General features: G+C 67.0%; 24 protein-coding genes. 19 read left to right on the top strand and 5 right to left on the bottom strand.

Annotation, left to right across the window (positions count from 1 at the left end; translation table 11 throughout):
* The first annotated feature begins 118 nt into the window (after positions 1 to 118).
* The 19 genes from QOL62_RS09845 (at position 119) to QOL62_RS09755 (ending at position 15,236) form a co-directional block, all read left to right on the top strand.
* Positions 119 to 670: a hypothetical protein gene (locus tag QOL62_RS09845; protein ID WP_283406102.1), complete on the top strand. Its 552-nt coding sequence runs from the start codon at positions 119 to 121 to the stop codon at positions 668 to 670.
* Positions 657 to 1,982 (top strand): DNA-packaging protein, encoded by a 1,326-nt coding sequence (locus QOL62_RS09840; protein WP_283406101.1) that lies wholly within the window; start codon positions 657 to 659, stop codon positions 1,980 to 1,982. Before QOL62_RS09845 ends, QOL62_RS09840 begins: the two co-directional genes overlap by 14 nt.
* Before the next feature lie 72 nt (positions 1,983 to 2,054).
* Positions 2,055 to 3,197 carry a phage portal protein gene (locus tag QOL62_RS09835; RefSeq protein ID WP_283406100.1) on the top strand — a complete coding sequence of 381 codons (1,143 nt, stop codon included), beginning with the start codon at positions 2,055 to 2,057 and terminating at the stop codon, positions 3,195 to 3,197.
* A 15-nt stretch (positions 3,198 to 3,212) separates the two neighbouring features.
* Positions 3,213 to 3,521, top strand: coding sequence for a DUF6127 family protein (locus QOL62_RS09830; RefSeq protein ID WP_283406099.1), 309 nt, complete (start codon positions 3,213 to 3,215; stop codon positions 3,519 to 3,521).
* Complete coding sequence (locus tag QOL62_RS09825) at positions 3,521 to 3,910, top strand: HK97 family phage prohead protease (protein ID WP_103728568.1); 390 nt, start codon at positions 3,521 to 3,523, stop codon at positions 3,908 to 3,910. Before QOL62_RS09830 ends, QOL62_RS09825 begins: the two co-directional genes overlap by 1 nt.
* A gap of 39 nt (positions 3,911 to 3,949) precedes the next feature.
* Positions 3,950 to 5,080, top strand: a complete 1,131-nt coding sequence (locus QOL62_RS09820; protein WP_283406098.1) for a phage major capsid protein — start codon at positions 3,950 to 3,952, stop codon at positions 5,078 to 5,080.
* A 70-nt stretch (positions 5,081 to 5,150) separates the two neighbouring features.
* Positions 5,151 to 5,699 (top strand): head-tail connector protein, encoded by a 549-nt coding sequence (locus QOL62_RS09815; protein WP_283406097.1) that lies wholly within the window; start codon positions 5,151 to 5,153, stop codon positions 5,697 to 5,699.
* Positions 5,696 to 5,857, top strand: a complete 162-nt coding sequence (locus QOL62_RS09810; protein ID WP_158250613.1) for a hypothetical protein — start codon at positions 5,696 to 5,698, stop codon at positions 5,855 to 5,857. Before QOL62_RS09815 ends, QOL62_RS09810 begins: the two co-directional genes overlap by 4 nt.
* Before the next feature lie 3 nt (positions 5,858 to 5,860).
* Positions 5,861 to 6,250, top strand: a complete 390-nt coding sequence (locus tag QOL62_RS09805) for a DUF3168 domain-containing protein (RefSeq protein ID WP_283406096.1) — start codon at positions 5,861 to 5,863, stop codon at positions 6,248 to 6,250.
* Positions 6,251 to 6,311: 61 nt separating this feature from the next.
* Positions 6,312 to 6,719, top strand: coding sequence for a phage major tail protein, TP901-1 family (locus QOL62_RS09800; RefSeq protein ID WP_283406095.1), 408 nt, complete (start codon positions 6,312 to 6,314; stop codon positions 6,717 to 6,719).
* On the top strand, positions 6,716 to 7,021 hold the full coding sequence (locus QOL62_RS09795; protein ID WP_103727983.1) for a gene transfer agent family protein: 306 nt from the start codon (positions 6,716 to 6,718) through the stop codon (positions 7,019 to 7,021). The genes QOL62_RS09800 and QOL62_RS09795 overlap by 4 nt, the downstream gene beginning before the upstream one ends.
* On the top strand, positions 7,018 to 7,203 hold the full coding sequence (locus QOL62_RS09790; protein WP_283406094.1) for a phage tail assembly chaperone: 186 nt from the start codon (positions 7,018 to 7,020) through the stop codon (positions 7,201 to 7,203). The genes QOL62_RS09795 and QOL62_RS09790 overlap by 4 nt, the downstream gene beginning before the upstream one ends.
* Positions 7,196 to 7,771, top strand: coding sequence for a tail tape measure protein (locus QOL62_RS09785; RefSeq protein ID WP_283406093.1), 576 nt, complete (start codon positions 7,196 to 7,198; stop codon positions 7,769 to 7,771). The genes QOL62_RS09790 and QOL62_RS09785 overlap by 8 nt, the downstream gene beginning before the upstream one ends.
* Positions 7,772 to 7,781: 10 nt before the next feature.
* The gene (locus QOL62_RS09780; RefSeq protein ID WP_283406092.1) at positions 7,782 to 10,130 is read left to right on the top strand and encodes a DUF2460 domain-containing protein; all 2,349 of its coding nucleotides are present in this window, start codon (positions 7,782 to 7,784) and stop codon (positions 10,128 to 10,130) included.
* Positions 10,127 to 10,948, top strand: a complete 822-nt coding sequence (locus tag QOL62_RS09775) for a DUF2163 domain-containing protein (RefSeq protein ID WP_283406091.1) — start codon at positions 10,127 to 10,129, stop codon at positions 10,946 to 10,948. The genes QOL62_RS09780 and QOL62_RS09775 overlap by 4 nt, the downstream gene beginning before the upstream one ends.
* Positions 10,945 to 11,367, top strand: coding sequence for a hypothetical protein (locus tag QOL62_RS09770; RefSeq protein WP_283406090.1), 423 nt, complete (start codon positions 10,945 to 10,947; stop codon positions 11,365 to 11,367). Before QOL62_RS09775 ends, QOL62_RS09770 begins: the two co-directional genes overlap by 4 nt.
* A gap of 1 nt (position 11,368) precedes the next feature.
* Positions 11,369 to 13,552 (top strand): phage tail protein, encoded by a 2,184-nt coding sequence (locus QOL62_RS09765; RefSeq protein ID WP_283406089.1) that lies wholly within the window; start codon positions 11,369 to 11,371, stop codon positions 13,550 to 13,552.
* Positions 13,553 to 13,572: 20 nt separating this feature from the next.
* On the top strand, positions 13,573 to 14,028 hold the full coding sequence (locus QOL62_RS09760) for a DUF2793 domain-containing protein (protein WP_283406088.1): 456 nt from the start codon (positions 13,573 to 13,575) through the stop codon (positions 14,026 to 14,028).
* Between the two features lie 188 nt (positions 14,029 to 14,216).
* The gene (locus tag QOL62_RS09755; protein WP_283406087.1) at positions 14,217 to 15,236 is read left to right on the top strand and encodes an OmpA family protein; all 1,020 of its coding nucleotides are present in this window, start codon (positions 14,217 to 14,219) and stop codon (positions 15,234 to 15,236) included.
* A gap of 130 nt (positions 15,237 to 15,366) precedes the next feature.
* On the opposite strand, the gene queC is transcribed toward QOL62_RS09755, so the two are convergent.
* From queC to QOL62_RS09730, 5 genes are read right to left on the bottom strand one after another with little or no spacing between them, the layout of a single operon-like run.
* Positions 15,367 to 16,074: a 7-cyano-7-deazaguanine synthase QueC gene (queC, locus tag QOL62_RS09750; RefSeq protein ID WP_283406086.1), complete on the bottom strand. Its 708-nt coding sequence runs from the start codon at positions 16,072 to 16,074 to the stop codon at positions 15,367 to 15,369.
* A gap of 39 nt (positions 16,075 to 16,113) precedes the next feature.
* Entirely contained in the window at positions 16,114 to 16,572 is a 459-nt protein-coding gene (locus QOL62_RS09745) for a hypothetical protein (protein ID WP_283406085.1), read from the bottom strand.
* Positions 16,572 to 17,480 carry an Hsp33 family molecular chaperone HslO gene (gene hslO, locus QOL62_RS09740; RefSeq protein ID WP_283406084.1) on the bottom strand — a complete coding sequence of 303 codons (909 nt, stop codon included), beginning with the start codon at positions 17,478 to 17,480 and terminating at the stop codon, positions 16,572 to 16,574. The genes QOL62_RS09745 and hslO overlap by 1 nt, the downstream gene beginning before the upstream one ends.
* A complete protein-coding gene (gene argF / locus QOL62_RS09735; protein ID WP_283406083.1) occupies positions 17,477 to 18,403 on the bottom strand; it encodes an ornithine carbamoyltransferase in 927 nt (308 codons plus the stop codon). Before argF ends, hslO begins: the two co-directional genes overlap by 4 nt.
* Positions 18,403 to 19,593 carry an aspartate aminotransferase family protein gene (locus QOL62_RS09730; protein WP_283406082.1) on the bottom strand — a complete coding sequence of 397 codons (1,191 nt, stop codon included), beginning with the start codon at positions 19,591 to 19,593 and terminating at the stop codon, positions 18,403 to 18,405. Before QOL62_RS09730 ends, argF begins: the two co-directional genes overlap by 1 nt.
* Positions 19,594 to 19,644 lie beyond the last annotated feature (51 nt).

Here is a 19,644-nt window from a genome sequence, read left to right as displayed (position 1 = left end):
GAATCCCCCGGGTGTGATCGCGCCCTGCCTAGAGGGGCGGCGGAAGACGGACAAGAGGCAGAGCCTAACCAATAAGGTTATTTTTGCTTGACAACAGCACGCCAGAACGGTACATATCGTGAACATTGCAGCACCGGCCGGGTTCCCCCGGCTGATCTCGCCTCCCCAATCTTCTGGAACGGAACAGCTCATGGCGGACAAGAGCCCTCCTCGCCGGCGTGCGCCTGCGGGCCATACCGACGCGCCTGCCCGAAGCTGGCGCCGCATCTTCCTCGCCGAACTGGCTGCAACCTCCAACGTGGCGGCTTCGGCTCGCACCGCCGGGATCAGCACCACCCGCGTCTACGAGGTGCGCCGCAGCGATCCCGTGTTCTACCGGGAATGGCAGGAGGCGCTCTGCGAAGGGTACGACCTTCTGGAGATGAACCTCCTCCACCGTCTCCGCGAGGGCGAGATCAAGCCGGCCGCCGGGGCGAAGCGGGGAACCCGCGTCTTCGACAACGCCACGGCCCTGCGCCTCCTCGTCGCGCATCGGGAAAGCGCCACTCGCCAGCGGGCGGTGATCGAAAACCGCAATTCAGAAGCGATCAACGCCAAGATCGAGAAGATCAAGCAACGCCGCCTCGCCGCGCCGGCGGAGACGGAGGCGCCCTCGCATGCAGATCAGTGATCAGCTCGCGACTCTGGAGGCGCTGCCGCTGGAAGAACGCCGGGCCGAACTGCGCAAGTTCAGCGACAAGGAGCAGGAGGAGCTTGAGACTCATTGGCGGCTCTGGGCGCGCGCGGAGCAGCTTGCCCCGGCAGGGGACTGGCGAACCTGGCTCATCATGGCGGGCCGGGGATTCGGCAAGACGCGAGCGGGCGCCGAATGGGTGCGCACCATTGCGGACGCCGATCCGGCGGCGCGCATCGCTCTTGTTGGGGCAACACTGCCCGAAGTGCGCGCCGTCATGGTGGAGGGCGAAAGCGGCCTTCTGTCGGTCTGCCCGCGCCGCCACCGCCCGCGTTTCGAGCCTTCGCTGCGCCGGCTGGTCTGGCCCAATGGCGCGCAGGCGGTGCTGTACTCCGCCCAGGAGCCCGAAGCCCTTCGCGGCCCGCAGCACAGCCACGCCTGGTGCGACGAGATCGCCAAGTGGGACAATGCCTCGGGAAGGGCCACGGGGGCCTGGGACAATCTGCTGCTTGGCCTGCGGCTTGGCGAACGCCAGCGCGCCCTTGCGACGACCACACCGCGCGCGGTGCCGCTCGTTCAGCGCCTGCTCGGAATGCCGCAGGAAGAAGTGGCGATCACACGCGGCCGGACGGAGGACAACCGCGCGAATCTGCCCGCGCAGTTCCTTACCGACATGCGCCGCAGCTTCGGCCGCTCGGTGCTCGGAAGACAGGAACTCGACGGCGAACTGATCGCCGATATCGAGGGTGCTCTGTGGACGCGGTCGCTGATTGAGGCCTGCCGGAACGAGCGCACACCGGATCTGGTGCGCGTCGTCGTCGGGGTCGATCCGCCGGCATCCTCTCACGGTGACGCTTGCGGCATCGTCGTGGCGGGGCTCTCGCAGGACGGCTCGGCCCATATCCTTGCCGATGCCTCGGTGAAGAAGGCGGGGCCGGAACGCTGGGCGCGCGCCGTCGCCGTCACGGCCGAAGCCTGGAACGCCGAGCGGGTGGTCGCCGAAGCCAACCAGGGCGGCGCCATGGTGGGCTCGGTCCTTCGCGCGGCGCAGCTTTCGCTGCCGCTGCGTCTGGTCCACGCCAGCCGCGGCAAGGCGGCCCGGGCCGAGCCTGTCGCTGCCTTGTACGAAGCCGGGCGCGTGCATCACGCCGGCACATTTCCCGCGCTGGAGGATGAGCTTTGCGGGCTCGTCGCCGGCGGCGCCTATCAAGGGCCGGGACGGTCCCCGGACAGGGCGGACGCACTGGTCTGGGCCTTGACCGAACTGCTGCTGGGCAGGGCGGCGGAGCCGCGTGTCCGGGTGACTTGACATAAAGACAGCGGAGCACCCGCGAAGCAGCGCCTTCTCCCCTGATAGTCCAGATCTCGAAAGGAACCTGCCGTGTCCTTCATCGCCTCTCTTGCCGCCGCCTTCAAGGGTGGGAGTTCCCGCGTGCCCCTTGCCCGTGGCGCCGCCTCGCCGTGGCTGTTTGCCCAGAACACGGGTTTTGCGCAAAGCGGCCGTGCGCCGTTCGACTACGGTCAGGCTGTACGCCGGGCCTATCTGGAAAACCCGGTGGCGCAGCGTGCGGTCCGCCTCGTCGCCGAAGGCATTGCGGGCGCTCCTCTGAAGCCGGTCGAGCCCCGGCTGGCGGCGCTCATCGCTGAGACCAGCGCGGGCCAGTCCCAACTGGAAACGCTCGCCTCTCACCTTCTGCTGCACGGCAACGCCTACGTGCAGGTCATGAAGGACGCGCGCGGCGTCCCTGTCGAGCTGTTCGCGCTGCGACCCGAGCGCGTGAGCGTGGTGGCCGGGGACGACGGCTGGCCCGCCGCTTATGCCTACGACGTCGCAGGGCGCCGCCTGTCGCTTCCGCTGCTGGATGAAGATGCATCCGCAAACGTGATCCACATCCGCCACTTCCACCCCGGCGATGACCACTACGGCGCCGGGTGCCTGTGCGCTGCGGACGAAGCGATCGCCACGCACAACGCCGCCTCGGCCTGGAACCGGCAGCTGCTGGAGAACGCGGCGCGTCCGTCCGGTGCGCTGGTCTACGACAGTGGAGACGGCGCGGCCCTCACGACCGATCAGTTCGATCGGCTCAAGGCGGAATTGTCCACGGCCTACGCCGGAACCGCCAACGCGGGACGGCCGATGCTGCTGGAAGGCGGCCTCTCCTGGCAGGCGATGGCGATGACCCCGGCGGACATGGACTTCGCGACGCTCAAGGCTGCGGCCGCCCGGGACATCGCGCTCGCCTTCGGTGTTCCGCCCATGCTGCTCGGCCTGCCGGGAGACGCCACCTACAACAACTACAGGGAAGCGAACCGCGCTCTCTGGCGTCTGACCCTGCTGCCTCTCGCCGGGAAGATCCTTTGCGCTCTGGGCGAGGCGCTCACCCCGTGGTTTCCCGAGGCGACCCTCGCCATTGACCTCGACCGCGTCCCTGCCCTTGCGGAAGACCGCGAGCGGCTCTGGGCGCAGGTCAGTGCCGCCGATTTCCTCGACAGCGCGGAAAAGCGTGCCCTTCTCGGCCTCTAGATCGGAGAACAAATCATGAACTCCAATGATATGCTTGCCGGGCTTCTTGCCCAGGCGACGGCGGAAGGCGGAACCCTCGTCACTTTGCGGGCCATCGTCGAGGAGGCGAGCGAACTCGGCGCGCGGCGCATGCTCGCTCGGATCGGGCTTGACGATGCAACAGCGCCGCAGGACGTGAGCGAGTTGCGCGAACTGCTCCAGGCCTGGCGCGACGCGAAGTCCACCGCACGCCGAACGGTGTTCAGCTGGATCGTGCGCGGCGCACTGGCTCTGCTGCTGCTTGGGCTGACCGTGCGGCTCGGCACGACGGAGCTGCTGCGATGATGCGCCTGGCCGGTTACGCCGCGCTGTTCGGCACGCCGGACGCCGGCCGCGACGTCATCCGCCCCGGCGCATTCGCCCGCTCGCTGGCGGAGCGGGGCGAGCCCCTGCCGCTGTTCTGGCAGCACCGCGCGGACCTTCGCATCGGCTGGATCGAGACCGCCGCTGAAGATGCACGCGGGCTGCGGGTCGTCGCCACCGTCGACAACCCGTCCGGCGCGGCGGGACTGGCGCTGAAGCGCGGCGCGGTGACCGGCCTCTCCTTCGGCTACCGCGCACGCGCCGCCCGGAAGTCCCCGCACGGACGCGAGTTGCTCGACCTCGACCTCTTCGAGGTCAGCCTCGTGACGCACCCGATGCAGCATGGCGCCCGCGTGCACCTGATCGCCTGATCCACTTCCTTTTCCCCACCAACGAAAGGTGAATGCTCCATGGAATCCCCATCTTCCGTAGAGGCTCTCGACGCGTCCTTCGACCTTGTCGCCCGCCAGGATGCCACCGACGCTGCCGTCACCGCCCTGCGCGGCGATGTCGACGACGTCAAAGCCCGGCTGGACCGCGTCTCGCGCGCAGCGGCCCGCCCGCTGATCGAAGGCGCGCCAAGCCTGGAGGTCAAGAGCTTCGTGCAGGGCTACCTGCGGGCCGGCCGCGAGACCGAACTCAAATCGCTTTCGGGCACGGTCGCCGCCGAGGGCGGGTACTGCGTTCCACGTGAAATCGACGCGCTCATCTCGGCACGGCTGAAGAATATCAGCCCCATCCGCGCGATCACACAGGTCGTGCAGACCGGTTCGGCCGGCTACCGCAAGCTGATCACGACCGGCGGCACCGCCTCGGGCTGGGTGAGCGAAACCGCTGTCCGCCCGGAAACGGCCACTCCGGTCTTCGCCGAAATCGCGCCGCCGTCCGGTGAGCTCTACGCCAACCCGGCGGCCAGCCAGGCGATGCTCGACGACGCTGCGTTCGACATCGAATCCTGGTTGGCGGATGAAATCGCCATGGAGTTCGCACGGGCCGAGGGTGCTGCGTTCGTCAGCGGCACCGGCACGAACCAGCCGCGCGGCTTCCTTACCGGCACCACCAGCGCCGCAGTGGATGGGACGCGCGCCTTCGGAACCCTGCAGCATGTCCTTTCGGGCAACGCCACCGGCTTTGATACCTCACCCGAACTGAAGCTGATCGACCTCGTGCATTCCTTGAAGGCCGGGCACCGTCAGGGGGCGAGCTGGGTGATGAACTCGAAAACCCTGGCTCAGGTCCGCAAGCTGAAGGCCGCGGACGGGTCGTTCCTGTGGCAGCCGGGGCTCATGGAAGGCCAGCCGAATCGCCTGCTCGGCTATCCGGTGGTCGAGGCCGAGGACATGCCGGACATCGCGGCCAACGCCCTGCCCATCGCCTTCGGCAACTTCCGCGCCGGGTATCTCATCGCGGAACGCACCGCGACGGCGATCCTGCGCGATCCGTTCACCAACAAGCCCTTCGTCCATTTCTACGCGACGAAGCGGATCGGCGGGCAGGTTCTCGATTCCGACGCCATCAAGCTGCTGCGCATCTCCGCCTGATCGGTCGACCGCCCGCGCCGCCACGGGCGCGGGCGCACCGTCCACCCCGTAGTTCAGATCGGAGACACTCATGAAGCGGGTCATCCTCACCCCGGCCGCGCTGCCATCCTCGGCGCTAGCCGAACTCAAGCAGTGGCTCGGCATCACCTCCGCAGTCGACGATGCGCCGCTCACCGCGCTGCTCACGGCCGCGCTTGACGTCTGCGAGGCCTTCACCGGCGCCCTGCCCCTGGAGGCTGAGTGCGAGGAGGCGCTTCCGGTCTGCGCAGGCTGGCATCACTTGGCCACGCCGCCCGTGCACGCCGTCGCATCGGTGATGAGCGTCGCTGCCGATGGCACGCGAACACCCCTTCTTCCGGGCGCGTGGGAAACCGACCTTCTTGCCGACGGTTCAGGCCGGATTCGCCTGTCCGCACCCGTGGAAGGCACGCGCGCGGTGGTCCGTTTCACAGCCGGTCTCGCCCCTGAGTGGGGCAGGCTTCCCGAAGGCCTGCGCCATGGCATCGTGCGCCTCGCCGCTCACCAGCATCGTGCGCGGGACGGTGACGGAGCGGCTCCGCTGCCGCCTGCATCTGTCGCGGCGCTGTGGCGCCCCTGGCGGCGGATGCGGCTCGCATGAAAGCCGCCACCGACTTCGAAGCCCTTGCCCGGCGCCTGACGGTGCGTGCCGCCGCCGCTGCGACCGCGCGCGTCACCGCCCTGCGCCTCGTGCGGCAGCAGGATGAACGTCACTGGCGCCGGGCGAACCTGCTCTGGCCGCTTTTCGGAAGAGGATAGCTCATGGAAATCGCCCTGCGCGCCGCCCTTGTCGCCTGGCTTGCCGCCGACCCCTTCCTTGCTGGAAACCTCAACGCCATCGTGGAGGAGGCGCCGTCCCGGACAAGCCTGCCCTGGCTTGCCCTTGCCTCCAGCGCGAGCGTGGACTGGAGCTGCACGTCCGCAAGGGGCCGGGAAGTGCGCCTCGCCCTCGAACTCCACTGCCGGGGCGACGCTCCGCCCGCCGCAGGCGATCTCGTCTCCCTGATCGAGGCGCGGATCGAGAGCCTTCCCCGGGACCAGACCTCCTTTCGGATCGTCACCATCCAGTTCCTGTGGGCCCGCGCCGAGCAGCGCCCGCAGAACCGCCGTGCGATGCTGCTCGAATACCGGTTTCGCCTTCTCGCCGCCTGAACGGGAACGGCGTCTCCATCCTCCTCGCCGCTTTCCTCTCTCACCCGAAAGGACTTGATCCATGCCTGCACAAAAAGGCAGCGCCTTCCTTCTCAAGATTTCCGATGGCGCATCGCCCGCCGGTTACCATACCGTTGCGGGGCTGCGGACCACTCAGATGTCCGTCACCGGCGATGCGGTCGTCGTCACCTCCAAGGAAAGCGGCGGCTGGCGCGAACTGCTGTCAGGCGCGGGCGTCCGCTCCGTGTCCGTCAGCGCGGCCGGCATCTTCCTTGGCAGCGCGGCCGAAGCGCAGGTGCGTGCCAACGCCCTTTCGGGACTTCTGGACGACTACGAACTCAGCTTCGAGGACGGTGAGCGGCTGCGCGGCCGGTTCCTGGTCCAGCGGCTCGACTACGCAGGTGATTTCAACGGGGAGCGCAACTACACGCTCCAGCTGGAAAGCTCCGGCAAGGTGGTGCCGGCATGACCGCCAACCCGCTGCGAGGCGAAGCCTGCCTCACCGTCGCCGGAGCGCAGCGGCAGTTGCGCCCAAGCTTCTCCGCACTGGTTGCCGCAGAGGAGGAACTTGGCCCGCTGTTCGCGCTGGTGGAGCGCGCCGGATCGGGCGAACTGCGCCTCAATGAGATGGCCGCCCTGTTCTGGCACTGCCTGGCGGAGCGCGGCATCACCCGCGAAGCCGTTGGCGACGCGGTCATTGCCCAGGGACTTGCCGCCTGCGCGGCGCCGCTGCGGGTGCTTCTCTCCCAGATCCTCAAGGGAACGCCGTGAACTTCGCGGCGCGCGCACTCGCCCTGTGCGGGCTTGCCGCCCGATCGCTCGGCTGGCGGCCACAGGAGTTCTGGTCCGCCACCCCCGCCGAATTGGCCGCGTCGCTCGGCCTGCTCGCACCTGAAACTCCCGGCATGAATCGGGATGCCCTGCACACGCTGATGGAGCGCGATCATGGATGACGAGATGGACAGCCTCCTTGTCGAGGTGCGCGCCGGAACCGAAGGCTTTGCGCGCGACATCGCGCAGATGCGCGGCGCCGTGGACCGCGATCTCGTCTCCGGTTTCGCCCGGGCGGGCGACGCGCTGGAGCGCGGCCTTGCCGGGGCGATCCGGAAAGGCAACCTCGGCTTCGACGATCTGAAGCGCACCGCCGTCTCCGTGCTCGATGCGATCGCGGCAGAGGCGGCGCGGACACTCGCGTCGGGACTGGCCGGCTCCGCGACCGGCAGCACCGGCACCGGCATCGACCTGGCCTCCATCCTTGCCGGCGCGCTGGACCTGCGTGGTCTTCCCGGCCGCGCCACCGGCGGCAATGTCTCGCCGGGCCGGGGTTACCTGGTCGGCGAAAGGGGGCCGGAGCTGTTCGTGCCCACGTCGGCAGGCCGGATCGAAGCGGGCGCCGCCCCCCGCCGAGACGTGCGCGTGGCGATCAACCTGTCCGCCCCGCGCGGGTCGGACACGCCGCAGTCCCTGCAGCGCTCGTCCCGCCAGATCGCGAGCGCCATCCGCCGCGCCCTTTCCAACTGAGGAGACTCCGATGGCATTCTGGCTTGCAGAGGCCCGGGAAGGGCAGGCTTCGAACTGGATCATGCGCTTCGATCCGCGCTTCTGGACGGTGAACTTTCCGCGCCCGATGGTGGCGACGGTGATCTCCACGGCGCCGGACGCCTTGCGGGTGGAAGCCTCTTTCCTGCGGCGGGCTGATCTTGGCGGCCTCGTCTGGGACAGCGTCGACAGGCTCGACCATCCCCTCCTCGCTTACAGGGCAGACCGGGACTATACCGACACCACCCTTACCTTCCGCTGGCGCTCGCAGGGGCTGATACCGCTTGACGGCATCAACGGACCTACCCTCACCATCGAGGGCCGCGCGGAGAACGGTGAGGCGCGCACTTGGTACGTACGCCTCTGGAACTACGCCGTCGGAACGAACGAGGACGCCTTCGTCTCGATCGACTTCTCGGCGCTGGACGGCGGCTACAGCCTTCCCTCCGATGCCGATCGCGTGTGGCCCGGCGCGATCGAGCGCATGTTCCTCTCCTTCGCGCCTCCCGATTACGACGGCGCCAGTCCCGACCCTCTGCCACAGGAGAGGGAAGGCTGGTTCGAGATGAGCGGGATTGTCGCGGACGGCGCACGCGCCATGCTTGACATCGGGGATGTCGTGATGCCCGCCAACGGCCTTGCCGTCGCCACGGGCTATGACGACCTGGGCGTGCAGACGCCTGCACGGCTCATTCGCGGCATCCGCCAGCTCGGGTATCGCGGGTCGGTCGTCCATTACGTGGGGATGAGCCACTTTTTCCGTCTCGCGGCCGTGGAAAACGCTTTTCTGGCCGGCGCCGATGGTGCCACGCTCAACCAGCCGACGATCGCCTGGCACCTCGCCTTCTTTGCCGAGTGCCAGGCGGCGGGGCTGAGGCCGATGGCGTCCCTGTCTTATGAATTGCTCGACCAGCATTGCCCCGAAGCATGGAAGCAGCGCGATCTTGACGGCAACCCGGCGCTCACCGGCTGGGAGCCGCCGTCCACGATCCTTTCCCCGGCCAATGGCCCGGCAATGGGCTGGCTGCAGGCTGTAGCCGCTGACTTCGCGCAGCTGATGGCCGAAGCACAGGCGCCGGTCCGCTTTCAGGTCGGCGAACCCTGGTGGTGGACCTTCGCCGACGGCCGGATCTGCCTTTACGACGCCGCAGCCAAAGCAGCCTTCGGCGGCAACCCGTCTGCCATACTGGACATGCGGGCGCCCCTCTCGCCGGCACAAACGGCGCTGCTGGATCAGGCAGGCGCGTTGCTTGCCGCTTCCACGGCGGATGTGATCCGCGCCGTCCGTGCCGCCGTTGCGCCTCGGCCGGTCGAAGCGCTGGCGCTGGTGTTCACGCCCACCCTGCTGGCGCCTGACATGCCGGAGCTGAAGCGGGCCAACCTGCCGCTTGGCTGGGCCGCGCCCGCGTTCGACCGCCTGCAGGTGGAGGATTACGACTGGCTCACCGCCGGGGCCGACGCCAGCCGACGGCGCGCTCATGCCGAGGTCGATGCAAGGCTGGGCTACCCGCCCGAGGAGCAGGATTACCTGGCCGGTTTCGTCCTCCGCCCCGAGCAGCGCGACCAATGGCGCCAGATCGATGCAGGCATCGACGAGGCGCTTGGTCGGGCGCACCACGAAGTCGTCGTCTGGGCGCTGCCTCAGATCACACGTGACGGCTACGTCCGCCTTCCTCAACCCCGATGCCAGGTCTCAGGAGCTGACCCGATGCAGGCCTTCGACGACGTGCCCTACCCGCTCGCGCTTGGACGCGACGCAGCAGTGGTGACCGAATTTTCCACGACCGTCGCCGTCACCGCCTCCGGCTTCGAGCGGCGCAACAGCCTGTGGTCGAACGCGCGGCTACGCTTCGATGTCGGCCCCGGCGTGCGGTCCGAAGCGGAATTGGGCGCTCTGATCGCCTTCTTCCGCGCCCGCAGGGGTCCGGCACGGGGCTTTCGCCTGCGCGACCCGAGCGATTTCAGCTCCAGCGGCATGACCGGAGCGCCCGGCCCCCACGATCAGGAGCTTGGCCGGGGCGACGGCCTGACAGGCCGTTTCGCTCTGGTGAAACGGTACGGTGGCGGCGCGTCGGCGCAGGTCCGGCGCATCACCCGCCCCGACGCGGCATCCCTCACCATCTCGGTCGATGGTGCGCCGCAGGTCGACAACTGGCGGCTGGAGGAGGGCGGCATCGTCCGGTTCGATGAAGCACCCCCGCCCGGAAGCGTTGTGCGCGCGGGCTTCCTCTTCGACGTGCCGGTCCGTTTCGCCGAAGACAGGCTGGAGATCTCCAGCGCCGCCTTTGCGGCCGGCGAAGCGCCCAGCGTCCCGCTGGTCGAAATTCGGGAGGCGCCGTGATGCGCACGTGGTTCGCCGAAGAGCTTGAAACCGCAGCGACCTTCTGGCGAGTGCTGCGCCGCGACGGTATCGCCGTCGGCTTCACTTCTCACGACCGCGACCTGTGGTTCGACGGCATCCTTCACCGCGCCTCGCCGGGCATGGTGCCGAGCTCCATCCGCAAGTGCGCCGACCTCGAACCCGACAGCGCGGAGGTTCGCGGTGCGCTGACGCACGAGACGATCGATGGCGCCGATCTCGTCGCCGGACGGTTCGACGGTGCGCAGGTGCGAATCGGCCTGGTGGATTGGGAAAGCCTTGAGCGGCTTACGCTTTACGAGGGAACACTCGGCACTATCACGCAGGAGGACGGCCTCTTCAGCGCCGATCTCGTTTCCCGCAAGGCCGAGCTCTGGCGCGACCTGACGCCCCGCACCAGCCCGTCCTGCCGCGCCTCCTTCTGCGGCCCCGGGTGCAATCTCAACCCACAGAAGCACACCCGCGAGCTTGCTGTTGCGGGAGTGGATGCAAGCTCAAACACCGTCCGCTTCAGCCCGCACCTGGATGGATCCTCCTACGCTGGCGGCACCCTGCGCTGGCTCGACGGACCGCAAGCAGGGCTGTCGGCCGGCGTCATGAACGCCGACGAGGCGAATGGCCTGGTGCTCGACCTGCCGGTCGATGACACTGTCACCAGCGGAACACGCGTGCTCCTGCAGGAAGGCTGCGACCGCACGCTCGACACCTGCGCCGTGCGCTTTCACAACGCAGTGAACTTCCGTGGCGAACCGTTTCTTCCCGGCAACGACATGCTCACACGATATCCGGTGCCGGCATGACGAGGGGCGAAGACCTGGCGACGGCGGCGCTTTCCCTGATCGGCATACCCTTCAGGCTTCACGGCCGGAACCCCGAGATCGGGCTGGACTGCCTCGGCGTAGTGGCAGCGGCGCTTGAGCGAACCGGCCGACCCGCCGCTCCACTGCTGCCCAACGGCTACACCCTGCGCAGCACCATCGATCCCGACTTCGACAGCCTGGCCCGGTCTCTGGGCGTGGCCGCATCCACCACCGTGACCGCGGCCGGGGACATTTTGGCGGCGCGCCCTTCCCCGTGCCAGCTGCACTTCGGCATCGCGGTGTCTGCGACCCAATGGGTCCATGCCCACAGCGGTCTGCGCAAGGTCGTGCTCTGCCCCGTTCCACCTGAATGGCCGTGCGCCGGACGATGGCGCTTCTCCCCTGAGCCAAGGAGCTGACATGGCGACACTTGTATTTGGAAGTCTCGGCTCGCTCATGGGCGGGCCGGTTGGCGGGACCATCGGCTCGCTCATGGGGCAGCAGGTGGATACCGCGCTGTTCGGCTCCACGCGCCGCCAGGGGCCGCGGCTCAAGGACACAGCCTTCACCACCTCAAGCTACGGCCAGCCCCTGCCCAGGCATTTTGGACGCGTGCGCACGGCGGGCTCGGTGATCTGGGCCACCGATCTGGTGGAGCGCAGCGAGGTGCAGGGTGGAGGAAAGGGAAGCCCCGCCGTCTCAACTTTCCGCTATTCAGCGAATTTCGCGATCGCGCTCGCCAGCCGACCTATCCAGGCAATCGGCCGGATCTGGGCAGACGGGCAACTCCTGCGCGGTGCCGGCGGTGACCTGAAGTGCGGTGGCACCATGCGCGTCCATACCGGAGCGGGGAACCAGCCGCCGGATCCGCTGATTGTCGCGGCGGAAGGTGCGGATCGATGCCCCGCCTATCGCGGGCTCGCCTATGTGGTGTTCGAGGAACTCGACTTGTCGGGCTTCTACAACCGGATCCCGGCCCTCACCTTTGAAGTCATCGCAGACGCGGACTTCACCCTACAGGATATGCTCGGAGGTGCGGAAAGCCCGATCGACGCCGCGATCCCGCTCCCCGGCGTGCTCGGCTACACCAGCGAGAGCTCTCCCGCCGACGATCTTCAGGCGTTCGGCCAGCTTATCCCACTGGAGATAGATGCGGGCAGCGCCCTCGTCATCGCGCGTCAGCGCACGCAGGCGAGCGTACTTCCTCTTCCCGAAGCGGCCATCGCAACCGGCGACGGAGACTTCGGAGCAACAAGCGGCTTCACCCGCCGCCGCGGGTTGCCTGCGGCCAACCGGCCCGGCATCCTGCGCTACTATGAGCTTGAGAGGGACTACCAGGCCAGCCTTCAGAGGGCGAGCGGACCGGCGTCGTCATCCGAACCGGCTGCCATCGAACTCCCAGCCACCCTCGAAGCCGCCACTGCCCGCACCCTGATCGAGAAGGCGTCCCGCAGGATCGACTGGACGCGTGACCGGGTGGCGTGGCGGAGTTGCGGACTGGATCCTGACCTGTCGCCGGGGGCATTGGTCGCAGTCCCGGGCGTTGCCGGCCACTGGCGGGTCAGGGAGTGGGAATGGCGTGACAGCGGCGTGGAACTGAGCCTTGAGCGCTCACTGCCCGCCGGGGCCGACGCCAGACCGAACCTTGCCTCGGACCCGGGGCGGAGCAATCCGGCTCCGGATCTGCCCGCCCCCGCGACGCGGCTTGTCGCCTTCGAGGTTCCTCTGGAACCCACGGCGAAGTTCGATGCGCCGCGTATCTTCGCTGCGGTGTCCGCCGCCGGTGAAGGCTGGTCAGGCGCAGCGCTCTACGCAGACACAGGGGACGGGGCCATGTTGCCGGTGGGACCCAGCGGGCGGAGACGGGCCGTCATCGGTGACACTCTCACGATCCTGCCGGCCGCCACTCCGCTCCTGCTGGACCGGGCCTCCGAACTCGACGTCCTGCTGCTCGATCCGACGATGCAACTGGTGAGCGTCGATCCGCTGCCCTTGGCGCAAGGCCACAACCGCGCGCTTGTCGGCGAGGAAATCGTGCAGTTCGCCAGCGCGCGTCCGCTCGGAGGCGGCCGCTGGCGCTTGTCCAATTTCGTGCGCGGCTGCGCGGGAACGGAGAGCGCATTGCACGCGCACCAGCCGGGTGAGCCCTTCGTCCTGCTGGGCCCGGGTCTCGTTCCAATCGCCTCCGAGACGGTCGGCACCGATCCGGAACGACGCATCCTTGCTCTGGGACGGGGCGATCACGAGCCTGTCTCCAGCCCCGTCCATCTGTCCGGCCTTTCATTGCGGCCGCTGGCGCCTGTCCATCCACGCCGGATGCAAGCGGACGACGGTGCCACGGTGTTCACCTGGACGCGGCGGGCGCGTGGCGAATGGTTCTGGCGTGACGGCGTCGATGTGCCCCTGACCGAACAGGCCGAACGCTATCTCGTCCTGCTGGGCTCTGTGGAAGCGCCTCTGGCGACCTGGGCCACGGCAGAGCCGCGCATCACCTTCGCTCCGGGAATGCTGACGACTTTCCCGTCGGACATGCCGCTTCATGTCCGCCAGTCGGGCACTCACGCCCTCTCGCCACCGCTCCTGCTGGGACGAGTGACGCCATAGATCGATCGGAGACCAGACCCGTGCCCGAACACACCTTTGACAGCATGACACCCCGGTTTGCCCTGCCTCTCCTTTATTCCGGGCAGGCGCAGAAGGAGATCTTCGTCAACGAATCCCTCTTGCTGGCCGACACCCTCCTGCATTGCACGGTGCGTGGCGAAATTGCCGCACCTCCGGAAAATTGCGAAGACGGGGAAACCTGGCTTGTGGCACCGGCAGCAACCGGGGCGTGGTCAGGGCGCGATGGCGCCATAGCCATGAAAAACGGCCATTCCTGGACCTTTATCACGCCCCGAGACGGCCTGCGCGTCCTGGACCTGACCCGGGGTGCAACGCTGTTGTATCTGGGGCACTGGAGAAAAGCTTCTGTGCCCGTGGAACCACTTGGAGGGACGAGTGTTGATGGGGAGGCCCGGACCGCGATCAATGATCTGGTCGCGGCGCTGCAGGCCTTGGGTATTCTGCCCTCGGCTTGATGGGTGCAAGACACAGGGGTTTTTGGGGTGTTGCAGTTTCAATTTCCAGAAGGCGCAACAACTTCTCGCCCGATAACGAGCGCGGCAATTATGCAACAGTCGCGTTTAATGTGCGCTTGCACACGCAAGGCCGAGGGGGTAGACACTCTCGAACTCGGTGGCTCCAAATCTCTTAGTAGGGGAAACGTATGAGGAAACTCGTCATTGGATTGGCCATGGCATCTGCTGCCATCGCCACTCCCGCGCTGGCGCGCGACAATTCGTGGTATCTTGAACTCGGCTTCGGCGGCATGATCGTCGAAGATGCGGACGTTGACGTCGGTCCCGTCGACAACGCCGCAACGGTCGACTTCAAGAAGGGCTTCGATGGCGGCGCCACTCTTGGTTACGACTTCGGCGCTTTCCGTCTGGAAACCGAAGCCAGCTACCGTCAGGCCGATATCAAGAACAGCGGCGGTGACGACGCGAGCAACCTGTCGTTCATGGTGAACGGTCTGCTCGACTTCGGTCCGGACGATGGCCTTCAGGGCTTCATCGGCGGTGGTGCGGGCGTGGGTCGCGTCCATGTCGACGGCATCGATGACTCCGACACCGGCTTCGCTTGGCAGGCAATCGCGGGCATCCGCGCGCCGCTCAGCGCCAACTGGGACGCTGGCCTGAAGTACCGCTTCATGAACGTGTCGAACGTTGACCTCGTCAGCGCTGCCGGCGAAGACATCAGCACCCGCTGGCGTTCGCACTCGCTGCTCGGCACCCTGACCTACAACTTCGGTGGTGAAGAAGCGGCTCCGCCGCCGCCCCCGCCGCCGCCGCCCCCGCCGCCCCCGCCGCCCCCGCCGCCCCCGCCGGCTCCGGTCTGCAACAAGGGCCCGTACATCGTGTTCTTCGACTGGGATAAGTCGGACATCACGCCGGAAGCGTCGACCATCCTCGACAGCGCCATCAGCGCCTACGCAAACTGCGATAGCGTGCCGATCATGCTGGCAGGCTACACCGACCGTTCGGGTACGGTCACGTACAACCTGGGCCTCTCGGAGCGTCGTAACGCTTCGGTCCGCGCGTACCTGACCGGCCGCGGCATCCCCGATGCCTCGATCTCGAGCCAGGCCTTCGGTGAAGCTAACCCGCGCGTCCCGACTGCGGACGGCGTGCGTGAGCTGCAGAACCGCCGCGTCGAAATCACTTACGGTCCGGGTTCGGGCATGTAAGCGAACCGGCAACGGTAAAGATTGGGGGTCGGAGCAATCCGGCCCCCTTTTCTTTTGCCCGCAGCGGCCAAGAAAAATGGCCCGGAAAGCCAATGCTTCCGGGCCCGATCGGCTAAGTACCTTGTCGTGTTTACGCCGCGTAAGGCGCGGAATCGATCAGGCCGGCGTCGGCAAACCCAGCCCTGCGCAAGCGGCAGCTATCGCAGAGCCCGCAGGCCTTGTTCCCGGGCTGGGGATCATAGCACGACCAGCTCATGCCCGGGTCAAGGCCCAGGCGGGCCGTCTCACGGGCGATGTCCGCCTTGCCCATGAACTGCAGGGGGGCATGTATCCGCAGCTTCTGCCCTTCCGCGCCGACCTTGGTCGCCAAGCCGGCGATGTTCTCAAACGCGGCGATGAATTCGGGACGGCAATCCGGATAACCGGAATAGTCGAGGGCGTTGACGCCGATAAAGATGTCGGCAGCCCCGATCGCCTCGGCCCAGGCCAGCGTGAGGGACAGAAACACGAGATTGCGGGCCGGCACGTAAGTGACCGGAACTTCGGCTCCCACGCCATCCTTGGGCACGGCGATGTCATCGGTAAGAGCCGAGCCGCCGAACCTTCGAAGATCCAGCGGTAAGACCACGTGGCGCTCCGCACCCACGAACCGTGCGATCTTGGCGGCAGCGTCCAGTTCGCACCTGTGGCGCTGGTTGTAGTCGATCGTCAGGGCGTTGACTGCGAAACCCTTCTCACGCGCGATGCCGGCGCAGACCATGGAATCGAGTCCGCCCGAAAGCAGCACTACGGCCGGCTTCGACCCGGCTGGCGGAGGGAAAGATGTGTGTTCCTGCATGACTGTCCCGCTACGCCTCCTGCAGCGGCACGACAATCCTCAACTGCGGCAGTTGCCTGTCTGGCGAGCCTCGGCCGAGAACGCGAACGGGACGCCGCGCGATATCCCCTGGCTGTCTATTTGAATCAGCCGGTTCGTTTCGCGCCGCACCTGCGTACGTCCATAGCCGTTGCCCCGGCAGGTGTACTGCACCGTCACCTGATCGGCCTTGTCTTCGATGACGACCCTTCTGCAGGCCATTCCCGGGTGGCGGAGCTGGATCAGGCCATGGCCGCCTTCAACGCACAAGTTGTGTACCCCGCCGCCACGTTCGCGCATCTCCCAGTTGCCGTCCTGCAACTCATCGAGCATGTGCAGGGCCGGGCGTTGGCCATGCGCCGCACCGGCGATGGCCGCGCACGCGCCAAGGCTCAGAGCCGAAAGAATGATCTTTGTTCTCATTCCACCGTTTCCTGCTTCACGCGGCTGCAATACCCGCCGGTGGCGGCGTTCGTTCATCAAACCCGTATGCGCAGAATCTTCGAACAGAACGCACAGTCCACCGGTATCGACCCGTCCTCGTCCCTCAGCTCGGCAAGCTGGTCCTCCGGGAAGCGGGACAGGATCGATAGATAGTGATCGACGGTGCAACGGCAACCGCGCTGAAGCAGCTGAAGTGGCTCGACACGCACTTCGTTTTCTTCATGGAAAAGGCGCCAGACCAGTTGTTCCAGACTGAGCACCGGGTCCACAAGTTCGGCCTCCTGAACCGTGCCGGCCAGTATGGCCACATGTTCCCAGTCCGGGTGCTGCTCCTTGGCGTGAAGCCGCTCGCGGCCTTCCTCTCCATCGGGAAGATGCTGGACGAGGATGCCGCCGGCGGTGCAACGCGGCCCGTTCGAACGCACGGCTACGCGGATCAGCGTCGGGATCTGCTCGGACTGGGCGAAGTACGCCTCGCAAGCCTGGGCGAACGAAGCGCCTTCCAGCGGCACAACGCCCTGGTAACGGTCGTTGGTGGCCGCGAGATCGAAGGTGATCGCAAGATACCCCTTGCCGAAGATCGTCTCCAGCGAGCAGCCCTCCTCCAGCGCGCCCACCTTGTCGGGATCGTGGCGCAGATAGCCGCGCACTTCGCCGTTGCGATAGTCGCAGACGAGCAGGTCCACCACGCCACCTTCCGCCTGCGCCTGTATGGTAAGCTGCGCCTGGTCGTCCTTCAGCAACGACCCCATGAGCGCTGTCAGGACGAGGGCTTCTGCCAGCACATGCTTGACCACCTTGGGATAGTCATGCGCCGACAGCACTGTTTCCAGCACGGGCCCAAGCCGCACGATGCGTCCGCGTGCATGCCGGTCAGGCACGCTGAAGGCCAGCACCCGGTCGAAACCGGTATCATCAGTGCGCAGAAGATCGTCCCCGTTCACAGCTTGCCCAATGCCCAAAGCAGAACCGACTTCTGGGCATGAATGCGATTCTCCGCCTCATCCCAGACAGCCGACTGCGGTCCATCCATCACCTCGTCGGTGACTTCCTCGTTGCGGTGCGCGGGAAGGCAGTGGAGGAACGTCGCCCCCGGGGCTGCCGCCGCCATCAGGGCCGCATTGACCTGGTAAGGCTGCATGGCGGCCACGTGCTGTTCCCCACCGGCCTGGCCCATAGACACCCACGTGTCGGTGACCACGACCTGCGCCCCGGAAACGGCCTCGGCCGGATCCTGGCTGAGGACCACCTCGCCGCCCGCAGCGCGCGCGCGTTCGATGAAGCCGGCGTCGGGCTCGTAACCCTTGGGCCCGCCGATGCGGATCGTGAACTTCATCAGACCGGCGGCTTCGATCAGCGAGTTGACGACGTTGTTGCCGTCACCCAGCCAGGCAAGCTGCAGCCCCGGCAGCGCATGCCCGCGCTCCACGACCGTCAGGAGGTCTGCCACGATCTGGCAGGGATGCGACAGGTCGGTCAGCCCATTGATGACCGGCACGTCCGCATAGCGGGCAAGTTCCTCGACCTTCGCATGGTCGTCGGTGCGGATCATGATCGCGTCGACCATGCGGCTGAGAACGCGTGCGGTGTCGGCAATACTTTCTCCACGGCCGATCTGCGTATTTCCCGCTTCCATGATCAGCGCCGAGCCGCCGAGCTGGCGCATGGCCATGTCGAAAGACACCCGCGTACGGGTGGAGTTCTTCTCGAAGATCATGGCAAGCACGTGCCCGGCAAGCGGAGCGTCCACATCCGGGCGCCCCTTGGGCCAGGCCGCGCGGGCCGCCTTGCGGTCGATCGCGTCGTTGATCATGGCTGCGATCGTGTCGCCGCCGGCATCGGAGAGGCTCAGGAAGTCCTTGGCCATCAGGCAGCCTCCTCGGGCTGGTAGCTTGCGGCCGCTGCCGACAGCTTCTGCATGAATTCGTCGATGTGGCTGTCGTCAATGACGAGCGGCGGCAAGATGCGCACCACGTTGTCTCCGGCCGAAACCGTCAGCAGACCGTGCTGGTCGCGCATGTGGGCGACGAACGCACGCGGCTCTACCTTCATCTTGAGACCGATGAACAGGCCTCGGCCGCGCACCAGTTCGAACAGGTCGGGATAGTTTCCGATGAACTGCTCCAGCCGCGCCTTCAGGCGCTCCCCCTTTGCCCGTACCTCGGCGAGGAAGGCGTCGTTCGGGATCACGTCCAGGACGGCGCCGACCGCCGCCATGGCGAACGGATTGCCCCCATAGGTCGACCCGTGCGTGCCGGCGGTCATGCCGCGCGCCGCTTTTTCGGTCGCAAGACAAGCGCCGACCGGGAAGCCGCCGCCAATGCCCTTCGCGGTCGCCATGATGTCCGGCGTGATGCCGTACTGCTCGTAGGCGTAGAACGTCCCAGCACGGCCCACGCCGCTCTGCACTTCGTCCAGGATCAGCATGAGGTCGAACTCGTCGCAGAGCGCGCGCAGGCCTTGCATAAACTCGTCCGTCGCGATCCGTATGCCGCCCTCTCCCTGGATCGGTTCCACCAGGAAGCCTGCCGTGTTAGGCCCGATCGCCGCCCGAGCCGCTTCAAGGTCATTGAAGTCCACGTACTTGAAGCCGGGAAGCAGCGGGAGGAAGCCCTTGTGCATCTTCTCCTGGCTGGAAGCACTGATCGTGGCGAGCGTGCGGCCGTGGAAAGCGTTATTGAACGTGATCAGTTCGAACTTCTGGTCGTTGCCTGCGGACTGGTGATAGGCCCGGGCGGTCTTGATCGCGCATTCCACCGCTTCTGCGCCGGAGTTCGTGAAGAACACCGTGTCTGCAAAGGTCAGGTCGACCAGGCGCTTGGCCACGGCTTCGCCTTGCGGGCTGCCGTAGAGGTTCGACACGTGCATCAGCGTGCCAGCCTGCTTCTGGATGGCTTCCACCAGCGCCGGGTGCGAATGACCGAGGGCATTCACGGCGATGCCACTGGCGAAGTCAAGGAATCGACGGCCGTCCTCGCTGATAAGATGGCAGTGCTCGCCGCGAACGGGCCGCACGCCGCACCGGGGATATACGGGCATCAGCGGGGTAATGGACATGTCGGTAATCCTTGAAGAAATCGTGGTCCTGAAGATCGCAAACGACAAATG

This window comes from Novosphingobium panipatense (genome assembly GCF_900182875.1).
GTDB lineage: Bacteria > Pseudomonadota > Alphaproteobacteria > Sphingomonadales > Sphingomonadaceae > Novosphingobium > Novosphingobium panipatense.
This window is presented reverse-complemented; position numbering and strand designations above follow the sequence as displayed.

Excerpts from the sequence above, each read along its gene's own strand:
- QOL62_RS09840 (WP_283406101.1), top strand. The coding sequence starts at position 657 with ATGCAGATCAGTGATCAGCTCGCGACTCTGGAGGCGCTGCCGCTGGAA.
- QOL62_RS09830 (WP_283406099.1), top strand. The coding sequence starts at position 3,213 with ATGAACTCCAATGATATGCTTGCCGGGCTTCTTGCCCAGGCGACGGCG.
- QOL62_RS09825 (WP_103728568.1), top strand. The coding sequence starts at position 3,521 with ATGCGCCTGGCCGGTTACGCCGCGCTGTTCGGCACGCCGGACGCCGGC.
- QOL62_RS09820 (WP_283406098.1), top strand. The coding sequence starts at position 3,950 with ATGGAATCCCCATCTTCCGTAGAGGCTCTCGACGCGTCCTTCGACCTT.
- QOL62_RS09815 (WP_283406097.1), top strand. The coding sequence starts at position 5,151 with ATGAAGCGGGTCATCCTCACCCCGGCCGCGCTGCCATCCTCGGCGCTA.
- QOL62_RS09810 (WP_158250613.1), top strand. The coding sequence starts at position 5,696 with ATGAAAGCCGCCACCGACTTCGAAGCCCTTGCCCGGCGCCTGACGGTG.
- QOL62_RS09805 (WP_283406096.1), top strand. The coding sequence starts at position 5,861 with ATGGAAATCGCCCTGCGCGCCGCCCTTGTCGCCTGGCTTGCCGCCGAC.
- QOL62_RS09800 (WP_283406095.1), top strand. The coding sequence starts at position 6,312 with ATGCCTGCACAAAAAGGCAGCGCCTTCCTTCTCAAGATTTCCGATGGC.
- QOL62_RS09795 (WP_103727983.1), top strand. The coding sequence starts at position 6,716 with ATGACCGCCAACCCGCTGCGAGGCGAAGCCTGCCTCACCGTCGCCGGA.
- QOL62_RS09785 (WP_283406093.1), top strand. The coding sequence starts at position 7,196 with ATGGATGACGAGATGGACAGCCTCCTTGTCGAGGTGCGCGCCGGAACC.
- QOL62_RS09780 (WP_283406092.1), top strand. The coding sequence starts at position 7,782 with ATGGCATTCTGGCTTGCAGAGGCCCGGGAAGGGCAGGCTTCGAACTGG.
- QOL62_RS09770 (WP_283406090.1), top strand. The coding sequence starts at position 10,945 with ATGACGAGGGGCGAAGACCTGGCGACGGCGGCGCTTTCCCTGATCGGC.
- QOL62_RS09765 (WP_283406089.1), top strand. The coding sequence starts at position 11,369 with ATGGCGACACTTGTATTTGGAAGTCTCGGCTCGCTCATGGGCGGGCCG.
- QOL62_RS09755 (WP_283406087.1), top strand. The coding sequence starts at position 14,217 with ATGAGGAAACTCGTCATTGGATTGGCCATGGCATCTGCTGCCATCGCC.
- queC (WP_283406086.1), bottom strand. The coding sequence starts at position 16,074 with ATGCAGGAACACACATCTTTCCCTCCGCCAGCCGGGTCGAAGCCGGCC.
- QOL62_RS09745 (WP_283406085.1), bottom strand. The coding sequence starts at position 16,572 with ATGAACGAACGCCGCCACCGGCGGGTATTGCAGCCGCGTGAAGCAGGA.
- argF (WP_283406083.1), bottom strand. The coding sequence starts at position 18,403 with ATGGCCAAGGACTTCCTGAGCCTCTCCGATGCCGGCGGCGACACGATC.
- QOL62_RS09730 (WP_283406082.1), bottom strand. The coding sequence starts at position 19,593 with ATGTCCATTACCCCGCTGATGCCCGTATATCCCCGGTGCGGCGTGCGG.